The following is a 14,985-nucleotide window of genomic DNA, read 5'->3' on the forward strand; positions in this document are numbered from 1 at the left end:
CCCCCGCAAGCGGGAGAGGGAGCGCAGTTTCCTGCGCGGTTACAGTTCATGCCTCAGGCCGGCCCGGCGCCCTGGGTTGCGGTATAGACCGCATAGAGCGACTGGCTTGCGGCCATGAACAGGCGGTTGCGCTTGGGGCCGCCGAAGGTGATGTTGCCGCAGACTTCGGGCAGCCGGATGCGGCCGAGCAGCTTGCCTTCCGGCGACCACACCGTCACGCCGTTGTAGCCGACCGCGCGGCCGGCATTGCTCGAGCACCAGACATTGCCGTTGACGTCGCAGCGGATGCCGTCCGGCCCGCACTTCACGCCATCGATCGTGAAGTCGCTGAAGCGCTTGCCGTTGACGGGCTTGTTGTCGGCGCCGACATCGAACACGAAGACGTCACCCTTGCCACCCGGGCCGGTGTCGCCCGGTCCCTTGCCGGTCGAGACGACGTAAAGCTTCTTGTAGTCCGGCGAGAAGCAGATGCCGTTCGGGTCCGGCACCTGATCCTCGGTCACCACGACATCGACGCGGCCGGAGGGATCGATGCGATAGCAATTGGTCGGCAGCTCGCGCTTGGCCGCCACGAAGCCCGCGGGCTGGCCGATCCGCGGATTGAGCTTGCCGGCTGAATTGCCCGGTCCACCGGCCGCGTCAGGCTCGCCCTCGTAGAGCTGGCCGCCATAGGGCGGATCGGTGAACCAGTAGCTGCCGTCGGGATGCGCGACGATGTCGTTCGGCGAGTTCAGCCGCTTGCCCTGATAGTTATCGGCGAGCACGGTCGCGGTGCCGTCATTCTCGTAGCGCGTCACCCGGCGGGTGAGATGTTCGCAGGACAGCTGGCGGCCCTGGAAGTCGAACGAATTGCCGTTCGAGTAGTTCGACGGCATGCGGAACACGCTGACATGGCCGTCATCCTCCGACCAGCGCATCTGCCGGTTGTTCGGGATGTCGCTCCACAGGAGATAGCGGCCCTGCGAGCTCCAGGCCGGGCCTTCCGCCCACAGCACGCCCGTGAAGAGGCGCTTGATCGAGGTGTTGGGCTGGGCAAGGTCGTTGAAGGACGGATCGACTGCGATGATGTCGGGGTCCCAGAAATAGGTGGTCGGCGCACCGCGCGGGCTAAAATCGCGCGGCGGGCTGGTGATGGTTGTCGGCGGCCCGACCGGCGCCGGCGCGTTCTGGGCCAGCGCGCCGCTGACGCCGGCTGCGGTAGCGGCCGCCCCCACCGCCAATCCCTGGACAAGCGTTCGTCGTGAAACGTTCGGATCGCGCCGCTCTTCTGTTGGATTGCTCCGCGGTTGGCGTGTCATCGCATCCTCCCACTCTGTTGGCCGGCCGTTGATCCGGCCTGGCGCGCGGGAGGTTAGACTGCTCGCTCGGAGGTTGCGAGTGACGGTTTTTCATCACTGCGGGCGGAAATTTCACATTGTTGTGGTGTGGGCCGTCGTTGCGGAACGCGTGAATACGCAGCCGGGGCAACCTTCCTTACCTCGCCCCGCCTGCGGGGAGAGGTCGAAATTCAAGCGCTACTTGAATTTCGGGTGAGGGGGTACGGGTCTCACTAAACGCACAGCTCGTGGAGACGGCCCCTCACCCCAACCCTCTCCCCGCAAGAGCGGGGCGAGGGAGAAGCAAAGACTAATCAGGCCGGATCATCTCGAACATGTTTTCCGGCTTGATCTCGAAATAATCGCCGCGCCGGCCGGCGCGGACGACCGGGTGGGCGAGACCGGTCTGATAGACGCCGTCCTTGATGAAGGCCTTGTCGATGTGGACGGCGACGACTTCGCCGAGCGTCAGCCAGGCCTCGGCCTTCCTGCCGTCGGCGCCCTGCAGCTGGATGATCTGGCTCACCTTGCATTCGAACGACACCGGGCTCTCGGCGACGCGCGGCACGTTGACGAGCTTGCCGGCGACCTGCGTCAGCCCCGCGAGCTTGAACTCGTCGACATCGCGCGCGACATGCGCCGCGGTCGCATTCATGTGCTTGGCGAGATCCATCGTCGCCAGGTTCCAGACGAACTCGCCGGTGTCCTTGATATTGGCGACGCTGTCCTTCCAGTTGGTGGAGGAGAAGCCGATGATCGGCGGGGTGTAGCAGAAGGCGTTGAAGAAGCTGTAGGGCGCGAGGTTGACGTTGCCACCCTTGTCGCGCGAGGAGATCCAGCCGATCGGCCGCGGCGCCACGATGGCGTTGAACGGATCGTGCTTCAAGCCGTGGCCGTTCTTCGGCTCGTAGAAATGCAGGTCTTTGGCGGTCACGCGGGGCCCCTCTTGCCGTAGCCCGGATGGAGCGCAGCGCAATCCGGGACTCGTCTCACACGTGGAAGCGTTCCCGGATTACGCTGCGCTCCATCCGGGCTACGGTTTCGCTTCGCTTGCAATACGGGAAGAGTCAACTGACGAAAACGTCAGGCCCGGCAGCTCAATTGGCACGGGCGCGCGGCGACAAGCCGGCGATCACGAAATCGATCATCTGGTCGATGGTCGGGCCCGGCTTGTTGGCGCATTGCGCGATCATCTGCGGGTGGAAAAACCGCATCATCGCCGTGCCGGCGCACAGCGCGGCAAGCTGCAGGTCCTTGACCTCGAATTCACCCGAGGCCACGCCCTGCGCGATCACCTCACCGATCGTCTGGCCGATCAGCTCCATATGGGCGGCGCAGACCTCCCAGTCCTCCTGCATCGCGATCTCGACCATCTCGTGCAGCTTGGAATCGCCGACATAGCGCTCGGTGTTCATGCGATTGATGGTCGTCATCATCTGGCGCAGGCGCGTTGCCGCCGGCCCCTCCGACCGGGCAATCCGCTGCGCCTCGATCTCGACCTCGCCCATCAGGCCGCGCGCCACGCCCTCGTGGATCGACTTCTTCGAATCGAAGAAGCGATACACGTTGGCGGGGCTCATCCGCAGCTCTTTGGCGATGTCGGCGACTGTCGTCTTCTGGTAGCCGATCTGCCGGAACAAGCGCTCCGCCACCACGAGAATTCGCTCGCGGGTGTCGGTTTCGCTATGTTCCGAGATCAGTGTCATGTTGGCCTGCTCAATCTTCAATTATTCGGCCGCCTCAGCAAGTGGAAATGCGAGTTGTCCTTTTCCCGCATGCTGCGGCGCAGTATCGGCTTGCGCGGGACCGCTTTCGTCCAGGGTCTTGCGGAACCAGAGGGCGTAAAGGCCCGGCAGATACAGCAAGGTCAGGAAAGTCGCAACAAACAAACCGCCCATGATGGTGATCGCCATCGGGCCCCAGAACGCCGAGCGCGACAGCGGGATCATGGCGAGGATCGCCGCGAGCGCGGTCAGCACCACCGGCCGTGCGCGCCGGACCGTGGCCTCGACGATCGCCTCCCGCCGGGTCAGGCCGGACGCCACATCGCTCTCGATCTGATCGACCAGGATCACCGTATTGCGCATGATCATGCCGGCGAGTGCGATCAGGCCGAGCAGCGCCACGAAGCCGAACGGCTGGTTGGCGACATTCAACCCGAGCGAGGCGCCGACGATGCCGAGCGGCGCGGTCAGGAACACCAGGGTCAGGCGCGAGAAGCTCTGCAGCTGGATCATCAGCAGCGTGAGCATCACCATCACCATCAGCGGGAAGAGGATGAAGATCGACGCGTTGCCCTTGGCGGATTCCTCGAACGCTCCGCCCGGCTCGATCCGGTAGGCCGGCTCGAGATGGGCCTGGATGTCCTTCAGCTTCGGCGCGATCTGGTTGGTGACGTCGGGCGCCTGCACACCGTCGACGACGTCGGAGCGAACGGTGATCGCCATGTCGCGGTTGCGCCGCCACAGGATCGGTTCCTCATGCGCATATTCGATCTTGGCGATCTGCTGCAGCGGCACCGCGACGCCGTTGCGCGTGGTGATGGTGAGATCGCCGACGCGGCCGAGATCGAGCCGCTCGGACGGCACCGCGCGGGCGACCACGCCGACCTTCTCGATGCCGTCGCGGATCGTGGTGACCGGCGCGCCCGTGATCAGCATTGCGAGCGCCTGCGAGACATCCTGCGGGGTCAGGCCGAGCGCGCGCGCCCGATCCTGATCGACAGCGAGCTTCAGGTAAGGCGACTGCTCGTTCCAGTCGAGCTGGACGTCCTTGACGTTCTTGTTCTGGCGCATCACCTCGCGCACCTGGTAGGCGATGTCGCGCACCTTGTTGGCGTCGGGACCGATCACGCGGAACTGGACCGGGAAACCGACCGGCGGACCGAAGTTGAAGCGGTCGACCCGGACCCGCGCCTCGTTCAGCGCGCCATCGGCGGCGGCCTGCTCGATCTTCGCCTTGACGCGCTCGCGCGCCTCGACGTTCTTGGCGAGGATGACGATCTCGGCAAAGGCCTCGTTCGGCAGCTGCGGGTTGAGGCCGAGCCAGAAGCGCGGCGAGCCCTGGCCGACATAGGCGGTGTAGGTCTGGATGTCCTGGTCGTCCTTCAACAGTCCTTCGGCCTGCTTGACCGCCTTTTCCGTCACGTTGAAGGCGGTACCTTCCGGCAGGCGGAGCTGCAGGAACAGCTCGGGCCGCTCCGACAGCGGGAAGAACTGCTGCTGGACGTGGCCGAAGCCCACGATCGCGGCGACGAACACGCCGACGGTCGCCGCCACCACCTTGATGCGGTGATCGACGCACCACTGCACGACGCTGCGCAAGCCGCGATACATCCGCGTCTCGTAGATCGCGTGCGGATCGTGGTTCTGGTGCACCTTGATGTTGGGCAGCAGCTTGACGCCGATATAGGGCGTGAAGATCACCGCGACGAACCAGGAGGCGACCAGCGCGATCGCCACGATCCAGAAGATGCCGCCGGCGTATTCGCCGACAGCCGAATTGGCAAAGCCGATGGGGAGGAAGCCAGCGGCTGTGACCAGCGTCCCCGTGAGCATCGGAAACGCGGTAGATTCCCAGGCAAAGGACGCCGCCTTCATGCGGTCCCAGCCCTGTTCCATTTTCACCACCATCATCTCGACCGCGATGATGGCGTCGTCGACCAAAAGGCCGAGCGCAATGATCAGCGCGCCGAGCGTGATGCGGTGCAGATCGAGTGACATCGCGTTCATGACGATAAAGACGATGCCGAGCACCAGCGGCACCGACAGTGCCACCACGATGCCGGTGCGCCAGCCGAGCGCGACAAAGGAGACGAACAGCACGATCGCGAGCGCCTCGACGAAGGAGTGCACGAACTCGCCGACGGCGTGCTCGACCACCTTGGGCTGGTCGGCGATCTGCTGGATATCGACGCCCTGCGGCACCGCCTTCATGAACTCGGCGGTCGCCTGCTGGACCTCCTTGCCGAGCTCGAGGATGTTGGCGCCCTTGGCGGTGACGACGCCGATGCCGAGCGCGGGCTTGCCTTCCTGACGCACCTTGAAGCTCGGCGGATCGACATAACCGTGAGAGACAGTCGCGATATCGCCGAGCCGGAACACGCGGCCGTTGCTCTCGACCGGCGTCTCGGCAACCGCCTTGACGCCGTCAAGCGCGCCGGTGACGCGCAGCGGCACGCGCTGCGACGAGGTCTCGACCGTGCCGGCCGGCGTGACGTTGTTCTGCTTGGCGAGCGAATCGAACAGCGCCTGCGGCGTGATGCCGAGCGTCGCCAGCTTGGCATGCGAGAACTCGACGAAGATGCGCTCGTCCTGGATGCCGTAGAGGTCGATCTTGGTGACGCCGGGCACCTTCAGCAGGCGCTGGCGGAAACCTTCCGCGACCTTCTTGAGCTGCGCATAGTCAGCGCCGTCGCCGGTCATCATATAGAGGATCGAATCGACGTCGGAGAATTCGTCGTTAACCACGGGGCCGAGGATGCCGGAGGGCAGTTCGCCCTGCACGTCGACCAGCTTCTTGCGCAGCAGATAGAAGAGATAGGGCACGTCCTTCGGTGAGGTCGAATCCTTGAAGGAGACCTGCATCGCCGTAAAGCCCGGCTTGGAATAGGTCTGCACCTTGTCGAAGAACGGCAACTCCTGCAGCTTCTTCTCGATGGGATCGGCGACCTGCATCTGCATTTCCTGCGAGGTCGCGCCCGGCCACATCACCGAGACGTTCACCACCTTGACGGTGAAGAACGGATCCTCGGCGCGGCCGAGCTTCTGGTAGGAGAAGAAGCCGGCGGCGCCGAGGATGATCATCAGGAACAGCACCAGCGTCGGATGGCTGACCGCCCAGGCCGAAAGGTTGAAGCGCTTCATCGAACTCTCCAAGTTCTAGACCAGGTCCCAGAACCGTTTCTGCTGATTTTGCGAGGGTTAGAACGACAGCGACGAGACGACCCGGACCTTCTGGCTCGGATCGAGTTTCTGCACGCCGAGGGCGACCACCTTGGCGCCATCGTCGACGCCGCCGGAGATGACGACGTTGTTGCTCTCATAGGCCTTCACCTTGACTGGCTTCAGCGCGATGTCGCCCTTGTCGTCGACGATGTAGAGCGAGGGATCGCCGCCCTGGCTGTACAGCGCCGACAGCGGCAGCTTGGCCACCCGCTCGGTCGCCTTGTCGGCCAGGGTCAGCGTTGCGGTCATGCCGAGCGAGACGGCCTCGTCGGCGTCGGGCAGCGAGAACTTCGCGAGATAGGTGCGGGTGGCGGGATCGGCCTGCGGCGCGACCTCACGCAGCTTCGCGGCATAGGTCTTCTTGGCATCGGACCACAGCGTCACCGTGGCAACGCCCGACCTGGCACGAGCAAGAAGCGTCTCGGGGATCGCGACGACAGCTTCCTTCTCGCCAAGTCGGGCGACACGGATCGAGGCCTGGCCCGCGGCAACCACCTGGCCGGGCTCGATCATGGTCGCTGTGACGACACCCCTCGTGTCGGCCACCAGCGTTGCATAAGAGAGAGAATTCTTGGTCAGCTCGACCGAGCGCTCGGCGCGGTTCAGCCGCGCGCGCGCCTCGTCGCCGGCGGCCTTGGCGGAATCGAGCGCTGCATCGGTGGTCCAGCCCTTGACCTTCAGATCCTTGGCTCGCTGCTCGGCGGCCGCGGCCTGCGCCAGCACGCCGGTGGCGGCGCGGAATTCCGCCTCCGCCTGCTCGGCCTGCAACTTCAGGTCGACCTCATCGAGGGTGGCCAAGGGCTGGTCGACGTCGACTGTCTGTCCGACCTCGACCAGCCGCTTGGCCACCTTGCCGGCGACCCGAAAGCCCATATCGGCTTCGATACGGGGCTTGATGGTGCCGACAAAGCTGCGCTCAGGGGTTTCGGCCTCGTAATGAACGGTCGCCACCAGAACGGGGCGTCCCGGATCGGCGTTTTCGGCTGCCTTTTCATTGCAGCCGGTCAGCGCGAACACCGCGAAAGCCAGCGACGCTCCGGTCAAGAGCCTGTAATAGCTCGACAAAACGGAACGAACGAACATCTGAAATCTCCATCAGGCTGACGACTGATGAATAGTATTGATTTATCACTGATGAATGTCAATATTCGTCAGTAGTAACCTATTCGTGAGGACGGGCTGGATCCGCGTGGCAATGGCAGGTGCGGCGGGCCTGGAAGTACTGCGCAGCCCGGATGCAGCGAAGCGAAATCCGGGGCTCATGCCAGTGGCGAGAGCGTTCCGGGTAACGCTTCGCTGCATCCGGGTTACGTACTGTGCGTGGGGTTGTTTTCGATTTTTTTGTCCAGCTGCCGATCCGGGTGCCGATCCCGGATCGCGCGGCGCTACTTCGCGCTCGCGAACTCGGTCTTGGTTTCGTGGCTGCCGAGGAAGACCAGGAGGCCCGCCGCGAGCGGCAGCAGCGACAGCACCAGGAGGCCGGTCGACGTGCTGCCAGTCGTCTCCTTCACCCAGCCGATCAGATAGGGCCCGCCGAAACCGGCAAGGTTGCCGATCGAGTTGATCAGCGCGATCGCGCCGGCGGCGGCGGTGCCTGACAGCCAGGCGGTCGGCAGCGTCCAGAACACCGCGAAGGTGCAGAACACGCCGATCGCGGCGACCGTCAGCACCACCATGGTCATGGTCGGATCGGTGATGTAGCTGGAGACGGCGAGCGCCAGCGCCGTGAGCAGCAGTGGCGCGCCGACATGAAACACGCGCTCCCGCGTGGCGTCGGAACGGCGCGCCCACAGGATCATCGCGACGGTGCCGAACGCGTAGGGGATCGCGGTGACGAAGCCGGTCTGCGCGTTGGTGAGACCGAACGCCTTGACGATCTGCGGCAGCCAGAACTGCATGCCGTAGAGCGAGGCGACGAAGCCGAAATAGATCGCGCTGAGCGCCAGCACCTTCGGCGAGGACAGCGCCTGGCCGAGCGTGAAGTGCTGCGCCGCCTGCTTGGCCGCGACCTCGGCATCGAGCTTCGCCTTCAGCCAGGCCTTCTGCTCGGCCGAGAGCCAATCGGCCTTCTCCGGCCGGTCGGTGAGATAGAACCAGGTGACGATGCCGAGCAGCACCGAGGGGATGCCCTCGATGACGAACAGCCATTGCCAGCCCTTCAGCCCCATCACGCCGTCGAGCCCGAGCAACAGGCCGGAGATCGGGGCGCCGATCACGGTCGAAATCGGCACGGCGAGCGCGAAGGCGGCGAGGAAGCGCGCGCGATACTCGGCCGGATACCAATAAGTGAGATAGAGGATGATGCCGGGGAAGAAGCCGGCCTCGGCGACGCCGAGGAAAAAGCGCAACGCGTAGAAGCTGTGCTCGTCATAGACCGCCGCCATCAAGGCCGAGAGGATGCCCCAGCTCACCATGATGCGGGCGATCCACTTGCTGGCGCCGAACCGCTCCAGCGCCAGATTGCTCGGCACCTCGAAGATGAAATAGCCGATGAAGAAGATGCCGGCGCCGAACGAGAACACCACCGGCGAGAATTTCAGTTCGCTGTTCATGGTCAACGCGGCGAAGCCGAGATTGACGCGGTCGAGATAGGAGAAGAAGTAGGCCAGGATCAGGAACGGGATCAGCCGCCAGGAGATCGCGCGGATCGTGGACGTCTCGATCTCGCTGCGGGCGCCGCGATCAGCAGCGGTTGCGGTCTGGCTCATCTGTTTCCCCCAAAGCTATTGCTTGCCTTGAGGATTATTGGGTGGCCCGACCTTGAGCAATGGCAAAAACTCATAGCACACAGGCCAGATCGGAACCCGGGCGTTTCCACGGCGTCACTGCGAGCCGGCCCTATTCGGCGAGTTGGAAACGCTCGAAGCGGTCGAGCTCCTCCTCGATGCGACGCTTCAGCTCCTTGCGCGCCGCCTGCTTCTTGCCGTTGCCGACCCAGCTCCATTTCTGCATCAGCAGCTTCCTGTTCTGCCGGTCGGTCTTCAGGTCGAGCGCGGCGACGATCTCGTCGCCGACCAGCACCGGCAGCGCGAAATAGCCGAACAGGCGCTTCTCCTTCGGCACATAGGCCTCGAAACGGTGACCATAGCCGAAGAACAGCTCGGTGCGCTTGCGCTGGATGATGAGGGGATCGAACGGCGAGAGGATGTGAACCAAAGCGGGATCACCCTCGCCGGTCTCCTCCAGCGCCTCGGGCCGCGCCCAATGCTCCTGCTTGCCGGCACCATCGAGCGCGATCCGCACCAGCTCCTTGCGCCGCACTCTCGCCTCGATCAGGCTGCGCACTGCCTTCTTGCTCGGCGCGTCGAGATGGCAGATCGAGTCCAGGCTGACGATGCCCTGCGAGCGCAGCGCGCGGTCGAGCAGATAGGCTGTTCTGGCCGAGGCCGGTGCGGGCTTCGGCGGCCTGTCCCAGCCGAAATGCCTGGTCATCAGCTCGTAGGTCTTCAGCATGCCGGCGCGCTCGCTGATCGTGACCACGCCGCCATAGAAGGCGAGTTGCAGCGCACGCTTGGAGGGCTTGCGGCTCTGCCAGAGATGCTCCTTCTCGGTCAGCACGTCGTCTTCGATGTCGCGGATGGTCAGCGGACCGGCCCGCAGCAACCGCAGCACCTTGCGGGTATCCGATGGCGTCACCGACGAGAACCATTTATGGCCCTCGCGCTTGTGCGCCTTCATCGCCGGCAGGAAGATGTTGATGTCCTTGGACGGCACGTAGGACAGCGCGTGGGTCCAGTATTCGAACACGCTCTTGTCCTGGCTCTGCGCCTGCTTGAGGTCGGCGCGACGGTAGTCCGGAATCCGGGTGAACAGGATGTGGTGGTGGCAGCGTTCGATCACGTTGATGGTGTCGATCTGCACATAGCCCAGATGGTCGACGGCGGCCGCTACGGCCGACGCCCCCTCCCCGAACGGCGCCGTTGTATCGAGCCGCTGCGCGCGCAGCCAGATATGGCGGGCGGCGGCATTGTTCAGGGATAAGGGTTCGGCGGCGCGGGGCATTGCCCAGGCAATGTAGTGAGATTCGCGCTGCTGTGGAGAGCCGCGCGAGGCAAATCAGCCGTGCATGATCATCGGCGCCTTGACGTGAGGAGCGCTTCGGACCGGCTACGGCGATCCAACAGCCCGCCGCAACCAGGGCACGTCCGCCAGCGCTGCATCCAGCGCCGCGCCTTCCTCATGAAAGACCCGGGATGAATGGCCGCCAATCGGAAACCAGCCGCGGCCGTCTTCCACGTCCCGCCGATATTCCTCGAAGCCGATCGTCCCTTCCGGGCGAACGAAGATATCGACGCAGCGCGAAGCGCCTTCGTCATTGATCGAGCGGAGGACACGATTGACGTGGGCCAAGATGCTCTCCTCCGTCGTTTGCCCCCGGCTGATACGGGACAGGGCCCGGCATATTCAACTGTGACCTAAATCACATTCCCGACTTTGAACCGGTCCTAGGTTCCCAGCATCAAAACGATAGCAGCCGGATCGGCTGGCCTGACCTTTAAGGACGAAAACCATGACCCGCTCCTTCTCCCTGTCTCTTTTGACGATCGGCGCTGCGCTGTCGATGACGGCGGGCGTCGCACTGGCCGGCAGCGACACCGTTCCGGCCGCCCAGATCCTCAATGCGCTGAAGCCGAAGTCGGCCACCCGCGGCCTCTCCGCCGGCACGCAGGTCGACCCGGTCGCGTCGGCCAAGGAGACGAGCTTCCTCAACACCGTTCGTAACCGGCAGACTCGCTCGCTGTCATTGGGCGAACGCCAGGAGATCGCCGACATCGCCGCCAACAAGCCGAAGATCGATCTTGAGATTCACTTCGACTACAACTCGGCGGAGATCGCCAAGGGCTCGACCCAGGCGGTGCAGGAACTCGGCAAGGCACTGTCGGATGCCAGCATGAAGGGCTCGACCTTCGTCGTCGCCGGCCACACCGACGCGATCGGCAGCGAAGCCTATAACCAGGATCTTTCGGAGCGCCGCGCTGACACCATCAAGAACTATCTGGTCGAGCATTACGGGCTGAACGGCTCTGATCTCGTGACCGTCGGCTACGGCAAGACCCGGCCGAAGGATCCGAACGCGCCGATGGACCCGACCAACCGCCGCGTGCAGGTCGTCAACATGGATACCAAGACGGCGTCGCAGTAATCTCCCGGAGCCTGGAGCTTCGGTTCAGATTGAACCGAAGCTCCGCCTTTTATCTGAACGCGCTTTCTTCACGCGAACCGGCGTCCACTTCGCTCGAAAACGCTCTGGAGCCACCCGCCACATTGGGCAGGCGGATCCCTTGTTTCAGAGAGAGTCAGATCCAGCTCTGGAACAGCATCAGCCGGTTGAAGGTCGCCATCGACGTCCCGATGGCGGCAACCGTGATCGGCAGCATCGCGATGAAGCCTGCGCATCCGACCGCCACGAAGGTCCACAACAGCCAGCGCGGCACGCCCTTGCGCGTCGAAGCGTAGACCAGCACGAAGCTCGCGGTGGTCGCGGCCGGCAGGTAGTAATAGATGAAGCCGAGCGTGCGCGGCAGCAGCGCCCAGGCGAGATACGGGCCGAGATAGAACGCCAGCACCAGAAAGGCATCGCGGCTGCGGGTCACGATCCAGTCGCGCAGCGCGACGATCAGCGCGATCAACGCCGGCCACAATATCAGCGGATTGCCGAGAAACACGATCGCGGCAAACCTGTCATCGCCGGCCTTCTCGAACAGGTACCAGACCGGACGCACCAGGAACGGCCAGGACGGCCATGAGCTCATATAGGTGTGGCCCGCGATCGCGGTCGTGGTGTTGTCGGCAAAGATGCGGCGCTGTGCCTCGACGAGGTCGGTGAGCGAGAAGCCGTACAGCGGTACGAAGCTCGCGAGATAGACGGCCGCCGGGATCAGCACGAAACAGCCGATGAAGTGGGGAAGACGGAAGTCCGGCCACAGGTCCGGCCGATACCAGTCCTCCGCATTGGCGTCGGCGAAGCGCGTGCGCCAGCCCTGCATCAGGCGGATCATCGCGACGATCGCGATGCAGGTCGCGAGCATGAACAGCCCGCTCCATTTGCAGGCGCAGGCCAGCCCTGCGAATACGCCCGTCAGCACGAAGGCGAGCTGCGGCCGCTTCTGCCTGAAGCCGTGGATGAAGGCAGCGATCGCGAACAGGCAGAAGGCGAGCGCGAAAATATCCAGCATTGCGATCCGTGCCTGCACGAACAGCATCTGGTTGAAGAAAGCGAGCAGCACGGCCGCGATGGCGCGCTCCTGCGAGGCGAACAGCGCGAGGCCGCCGAGATAGACGGCGACCAGCGCGAGCGCACCGAACAGCGCCGCGGGATAGCGCCATCCGAGCGGCACGTCACCGAACGCCTTGATCGACAGGGCGATGATCTCCTTGGCGAGCGGCGGATGCATCGGGTTGAGGATCGGGCCCTCGACCACCGGCAACAGCATCTGGCGCGCCGCCGGCACGTAATGCACCTCATCGAAATAGAGCTTGTCCGGCGTGGTGATCCCGAGCAGCAACACGACATGGGCGATGATGAAGATGATGGCCGCGACGGGCGCCGTGCGCGTGGCGGGACGCCGCAGAACAGAAGGAGATTTGGATTCGGTGATCAAAGGGCGAGCACGCTGCGAGGGGAGCCAGTGTGAGCGAAGTGTGAGCTACGACGGCCACGAGTGTGATGTATGTGACGAGTGTGATCAAATCTCACGTTGATGTCCGCAGCCGCGGGCATTTTCGAATCCATCGACACTCACCGTCCGGCGCAACTCAACACGGCTTGTGACAATTATACAATATCAGCTCCGTCCGCGATCCGGTACGATGAGAGGGTAGGTCGATCGGTATTGCAATGAATTTGCGCCACAGCTTTTTCTCTCTCCTTGCACTCGGTCTTGCGGTCGCACTGACGGCTCATCCCGTTCAGGCGCAGACACGCGTCGGCGAAGCGGCCATGGTGAAGAACGAGGTCGTCCGCGTTGCAGCCGCGACCACGCCGATCAATGTCGGCGACGCGCTGCTGCGCGACGAGACGGTGCGCACCGGCCTCGAGAGCGCCGCACGGCTGGTGATGGCCGACAGCACCAACCTGTCGCTCGGACCGAATGCCTCGCTCAAGCTCGATCGCAGCGTGTTCGACGACGAGCATCACTATCGCGATGTTGCGATCCGCCTGACCTCGGGAGCGTTCCGCTTCGTCACCGGCCACTCGAACAAGGCTGCCTACACGATCACTACGCCGCTTGCGACCATCGGCGTCCGCGGCACGGTGCTCGACATCCTCTCGCAACGCGGCAAGACCACCGTGGTGTTGCAGGAAGGCGCATCGACGGTGTGTACGTCGAACCGGCAGTGCATTGACCTGACCCAGCCCGGCGATACCGCGATCATCACCTCGAGCGGCGGCCGCACCACGATCCAGAAGACCAACAACCCGCCTTGGACCTTTGCCGCGACCTGCTCCCAGGCCGCGGGCCTCTGCACCGTCACCCAGTTCGCGGACGCCTCACCGGTGACGCCGCCGGTCGACGACCCGACCGGCATGCTGTGCGGGCGGTGAGCATGGTGCGGCGTCTCCATCATTTGATCCTGTCGGCGGCGCTGACGATGGCACTGTCGCTCGCGATGCTGCATGCGCTGGCTACGCCGGCCGAGGCGCAGTCTCCGACGCCGAACTGCAATTCCGAATCGCTTTCAGCATCGCCGAACTGTACGGCAACCCCGACGCCGACGCCGACACCTACCGCCACACCGTCGCCAACGCCGACACCCACGCCGACACCAACGCCCAGCCCGTCGCCGACGCCGATCACCGGCGCGCCGTCGAGCGGCAGTTCGATCAACAGCCTCGCCGACCAGCGCTTCAACCAGATGATCACCAACCGCGTGCTCGGATCGGTGCTGCTCGGCGTCAACGAGCAGGTCAATTGCGACGACTGCATCAGCGCCTTCGGCTCGGCCGGCTCGTTCTCGGCCGGCATCCATGGCCGCAAGACCATTACGCCGAATTTGTCGCTGCTCGCCGGCATCGCCTACACGCAATATGGCGAAGGCGGCTACAACGTCACCAGCGCGCCGATCGGCGCCTTCGCGCTGCGCTACGACTTCGTCGACTGGGGCTCGTCGCGGCCGTTCTTCGACATCGGCGCGATCCTCTCGCCGTCGGAGAAGGTGCGCTACACCCGCAGCTACACGACCAGCCTCGGCCCGGTGTCGGTTACCGGCCAGACCTCGAGCGAGAATTACGGCGTGTATGGACGCGCCGGCTGGATCAGCCGGCTGTCGGCGCGCGACGAGGTCGCGGCTTCGGTCGAGGTCTGGCAGCTGTGGCAGCGGGTCAAGGGCTACAGCGACCCCGCGATTGCCTTCAATCCGTTCGACGCCACCATCGCCGACGGCACCGATCGCACCAGTCTGGTCAAGATCGGCGGCCAGTGGACACATCTGTTCGGATCGAACATCGAGACCAACATCAATGGCGGCTGGGTACAATCCTTCGCCACCCACTCCGGCATCGTCGCCACCGTCACCGGCGATGGCACCATCGTGCCGACGATCGGCAATCAGGGCTGGTTCGAATATGGCGGCCGCGTCGGCTTCCGCATCACCAAGGGCTGGATCGCCGACCTCTTCCTCAATGGCACCGCCGGACCGCAACCGGTCGGCAACACGCTGCACGGCGGCGTGGGCTTGCGGATCAGTTATTAGGACGGGGCCGCTGGTCCGGCCCCGCACCG

12 protein-coding genes are annotated in these 14,985 nt (G+C 64.4%); 3 read left to right on the forward strand and 9 right to left on the reverse strand.

The window, feature by feature from the left end:
- Window positions 1-53: 53 nt before the first annotated feature.
- From CO675_RS16575 to CO675_RS16610, 8 genes are all read right to left on the reverse strand, one after another.
- Window positions 54-1,298: an SMP-30/gluconolactonase/LRE family protein gene (locus CO675_RS16575; protein ID WP_097672948.1), complete on the reverse strand. Its 1,245-nt coding sequence runs from the start codon at window positions 1,296-1,298 to the stop codon at window positions 54-56.
- A 328-nt stretch (window positions 1,299-1,626) separates the two neighbouring features.
- Entirely contained in the window at window positions 1,627-2,250 is a 624-nt protein-coding gene (locus tag CO675_RS16580) for a flavin reductase family protein (RefSeq protein ID WP_097672949.1), read from the reverse strand.
- Window positions 2,251-2,413: 163 nt separating this feature from the next.
- Window positions 2,414-3,022 (reverse strand): TetR/AcrR family transcriptional regulator, encoded by a 609-nt coding sequence (locus CO675_RS16585; protein WP_097673014.1) that lies wholly within the window; start codon window positions 3,020-3,022, stop codon window positions 2,414-2,416.
- Window positions 3,023-3,043: 21 nt separating this feature from the next.
- Window positions 3,044-6,181 (reverse strand): efflux RND transporter permease subunit, encoded by a 3,138-nt coding sequence (locus tag CO675_RS16590; protein ID WP_097672950.1) that lies wholly within the window; start codon window positions 6,179-6,181, stop codon window positions 3,044-3,046.
- A 57-nt stretch (window positions 6,182-6,238) separates the two neighbouring features.
- A complete protein-coding gene (locus CO675_RS16595; protein ID WP_097672951.1) occupies window positions 6,239-7,345 on the reverse strand; it encodes an efflux RND transporter periplasmic adaptor subunit in 1,107 nt (368 codons plus the stop codon).
- Window positions 7,346-7,647: 302 nt separating this feature from the next.
- Window positions 7,648-8,970: an MFS transporter gene (locus CO675_RS16600; protein WP_097672952.1), complete on the reverse strand. Its 1,323-nt coding sequence runs from the start codon at window positions 8,968-8,970 to the stop codon at window positions 7,648-7,650.
- A gap of 130 nt (window positions 8,971-9,100) precedes the next feature.
- Complete coding sequence (locus CO675_RS16605) at window positions 9,101-10,264, reverse strand: winged helix-turn-helix domain-containing protein (RefSeq protein ID WP_097672953.1); 1,164 nt, start codon at window positions 10,262-10,264, stop codon at window positions 9,101-9,103.
- Window positions 10,265-10,369: 105 nt separating this feature from the next.
- The gene (locus tag CO675_RS16610; RefSeq protein ID WP_097672954.1) at window positions 10,370-10,612 is read right to left on the reverse strand and encodes a hypothetical protein; all 243 of its coding nucleotides are present in this window, start codon (window positions 10,610-10,612) and stop codon (window positions 10,370-10,372) included.
- Between the two features lie 160 nt (window positions 10,613-10,772).
- Between CO675_RS16610 and CO675_RS16615 the strand changes: the two genes are divergently transcribed.
- Window positions 10,773-11,405 (forward strand): OmpA family protein, encoded by a 633-nt coding sequence (locus tag CO675_RS16615; RefSeq protein ID WP_097672955.1) that lies wholly within the window; start codon window positions 10,773-10,775, stop codon window positions 11,403-11,405.
- 154 nt (window positions 11,406-11,559) lie between these two features.
- On the opposite strand, the gene CO675_RS16620 is transcribed toward CO675_RS16615, so the two are convergent.
- On the reverse strand, window positions 11,560-12,864 hold the full coding sequence (locus tag CO675_RS16620) for a phospholipid carrier-dependent glycosyltransferase (RefSeq protein ID WP_097672956.1): 1,305 nt from the start codon (window positions 12,862-12,864) through the stop codon (window positions 11,560-11,562).
- Between the two features lie 236 nt (window positions 12,865-13,100).
- Between CO675_RS16620 and CO675_RS16625 the strand changes: the two genes are divergently transcribed.
- On the forward strand, window positions 13,101-13,808 hold the full coding sequence (locus CO675_RS16625; RefSeq protein ID WP_097672957.1) for a FecR family protein: 708 nt from the start codon (window positions 13,101-13,103) through the stop codon (window positions 13,806-13,808).
- Between the two features lie 47 nt (window positions 13,809-13,855).
- Window positions 13,856-14,956, forward strand: coding sequence for a hypothetical protein (locus CO675_RS16630; protein WP_245452789.1), 1,101 nt, complete (start codon window positions 13,856-13,858; stop codon window positions 14,954-14,956).
- Window positions 14,957-14,985: the final 29 nt, after the last annotated feature.

Source organism: Bradyrhizobium sp. C9 (assembly GCF_002532045.1).
Classification (GTDB): domain Bacteria; phylum Pseudomonadota; class Alphaproteobacteria; order Rhizobiales; family Xanthobacteraceae; genus Bradyrhizobium.

What these genes read in the sequence shown, in the direction of transcription:
- CO675_RS16575 (WP_097672948.1), bottom strand. Translation starts at nt 1,298, where the DNA reads ATGACACGCCAACCGCGGAGCAATCCAACAGAAGAGCGGCGCGATCCG.
- CO675_RS16585 (WP_097673014.1), bottom strand. Translation starts at nt 3,022, where the DNA reads ATGACACTGATCTCGGAACATAGCGAAACCGACACCCGCGAGCGAATT.
- CO675_RS16590 (WP_097672950.1), bottom strand. Translation starts at nt 6,181, where the DNA reads ATGAAGCGCTTCAACCTTTCGGCCTGGGCGGTCAGCCATCCGACGCTG.
- CO675_RS16595 (WP_097672951.1), bottom strand. Translation starts at nt 7,345, where the DNA reads ATGTTCGTTCGTTCCGTTTTGTCGAGCTATTACAGGCTCTTGACCGGA.
- CO675_RS16600 (WP_097672952.1), bottom strand. Translation starts at nt 8,970, where the DNA reads ATGAGCCAGACCGCAACCGCTGCTGATCGCGGCGCCCGCAGCGAGATC.
- CO675_RS16605 (WP_097672953.1), bottom strand. Translation starts at nt 10,264, where the DNA reads ATGCCCCGCGCCGCCGAACCCTTATCCCTGAACAATGCCGCCGCCCGC.
- CO675_RS16615 (WP_097672955.1), top strand. Translation starts at nt 10,773, where the DNA reads ATGACCCGCTCCTTCTCCCTGTCTCTTTTGACGATCGGCGCTGCGCTG.
- CO675_RS16625 (WP_097672957.1), top strand. Translation starts at nt 13,101, where the DNA reads ATGAATTTGCGCCACAGCTTTTTCTCTCTCCTTGCACTCGGTCTTGCG.
- CO675_RS16630 (WP_245452789.1), top strand. Translation starts at nt 13,856, where the DNA reads ATGGCACTGTCGCTCGCGATGCTGCATGCGCTGGCTACGCCGGCCGAG.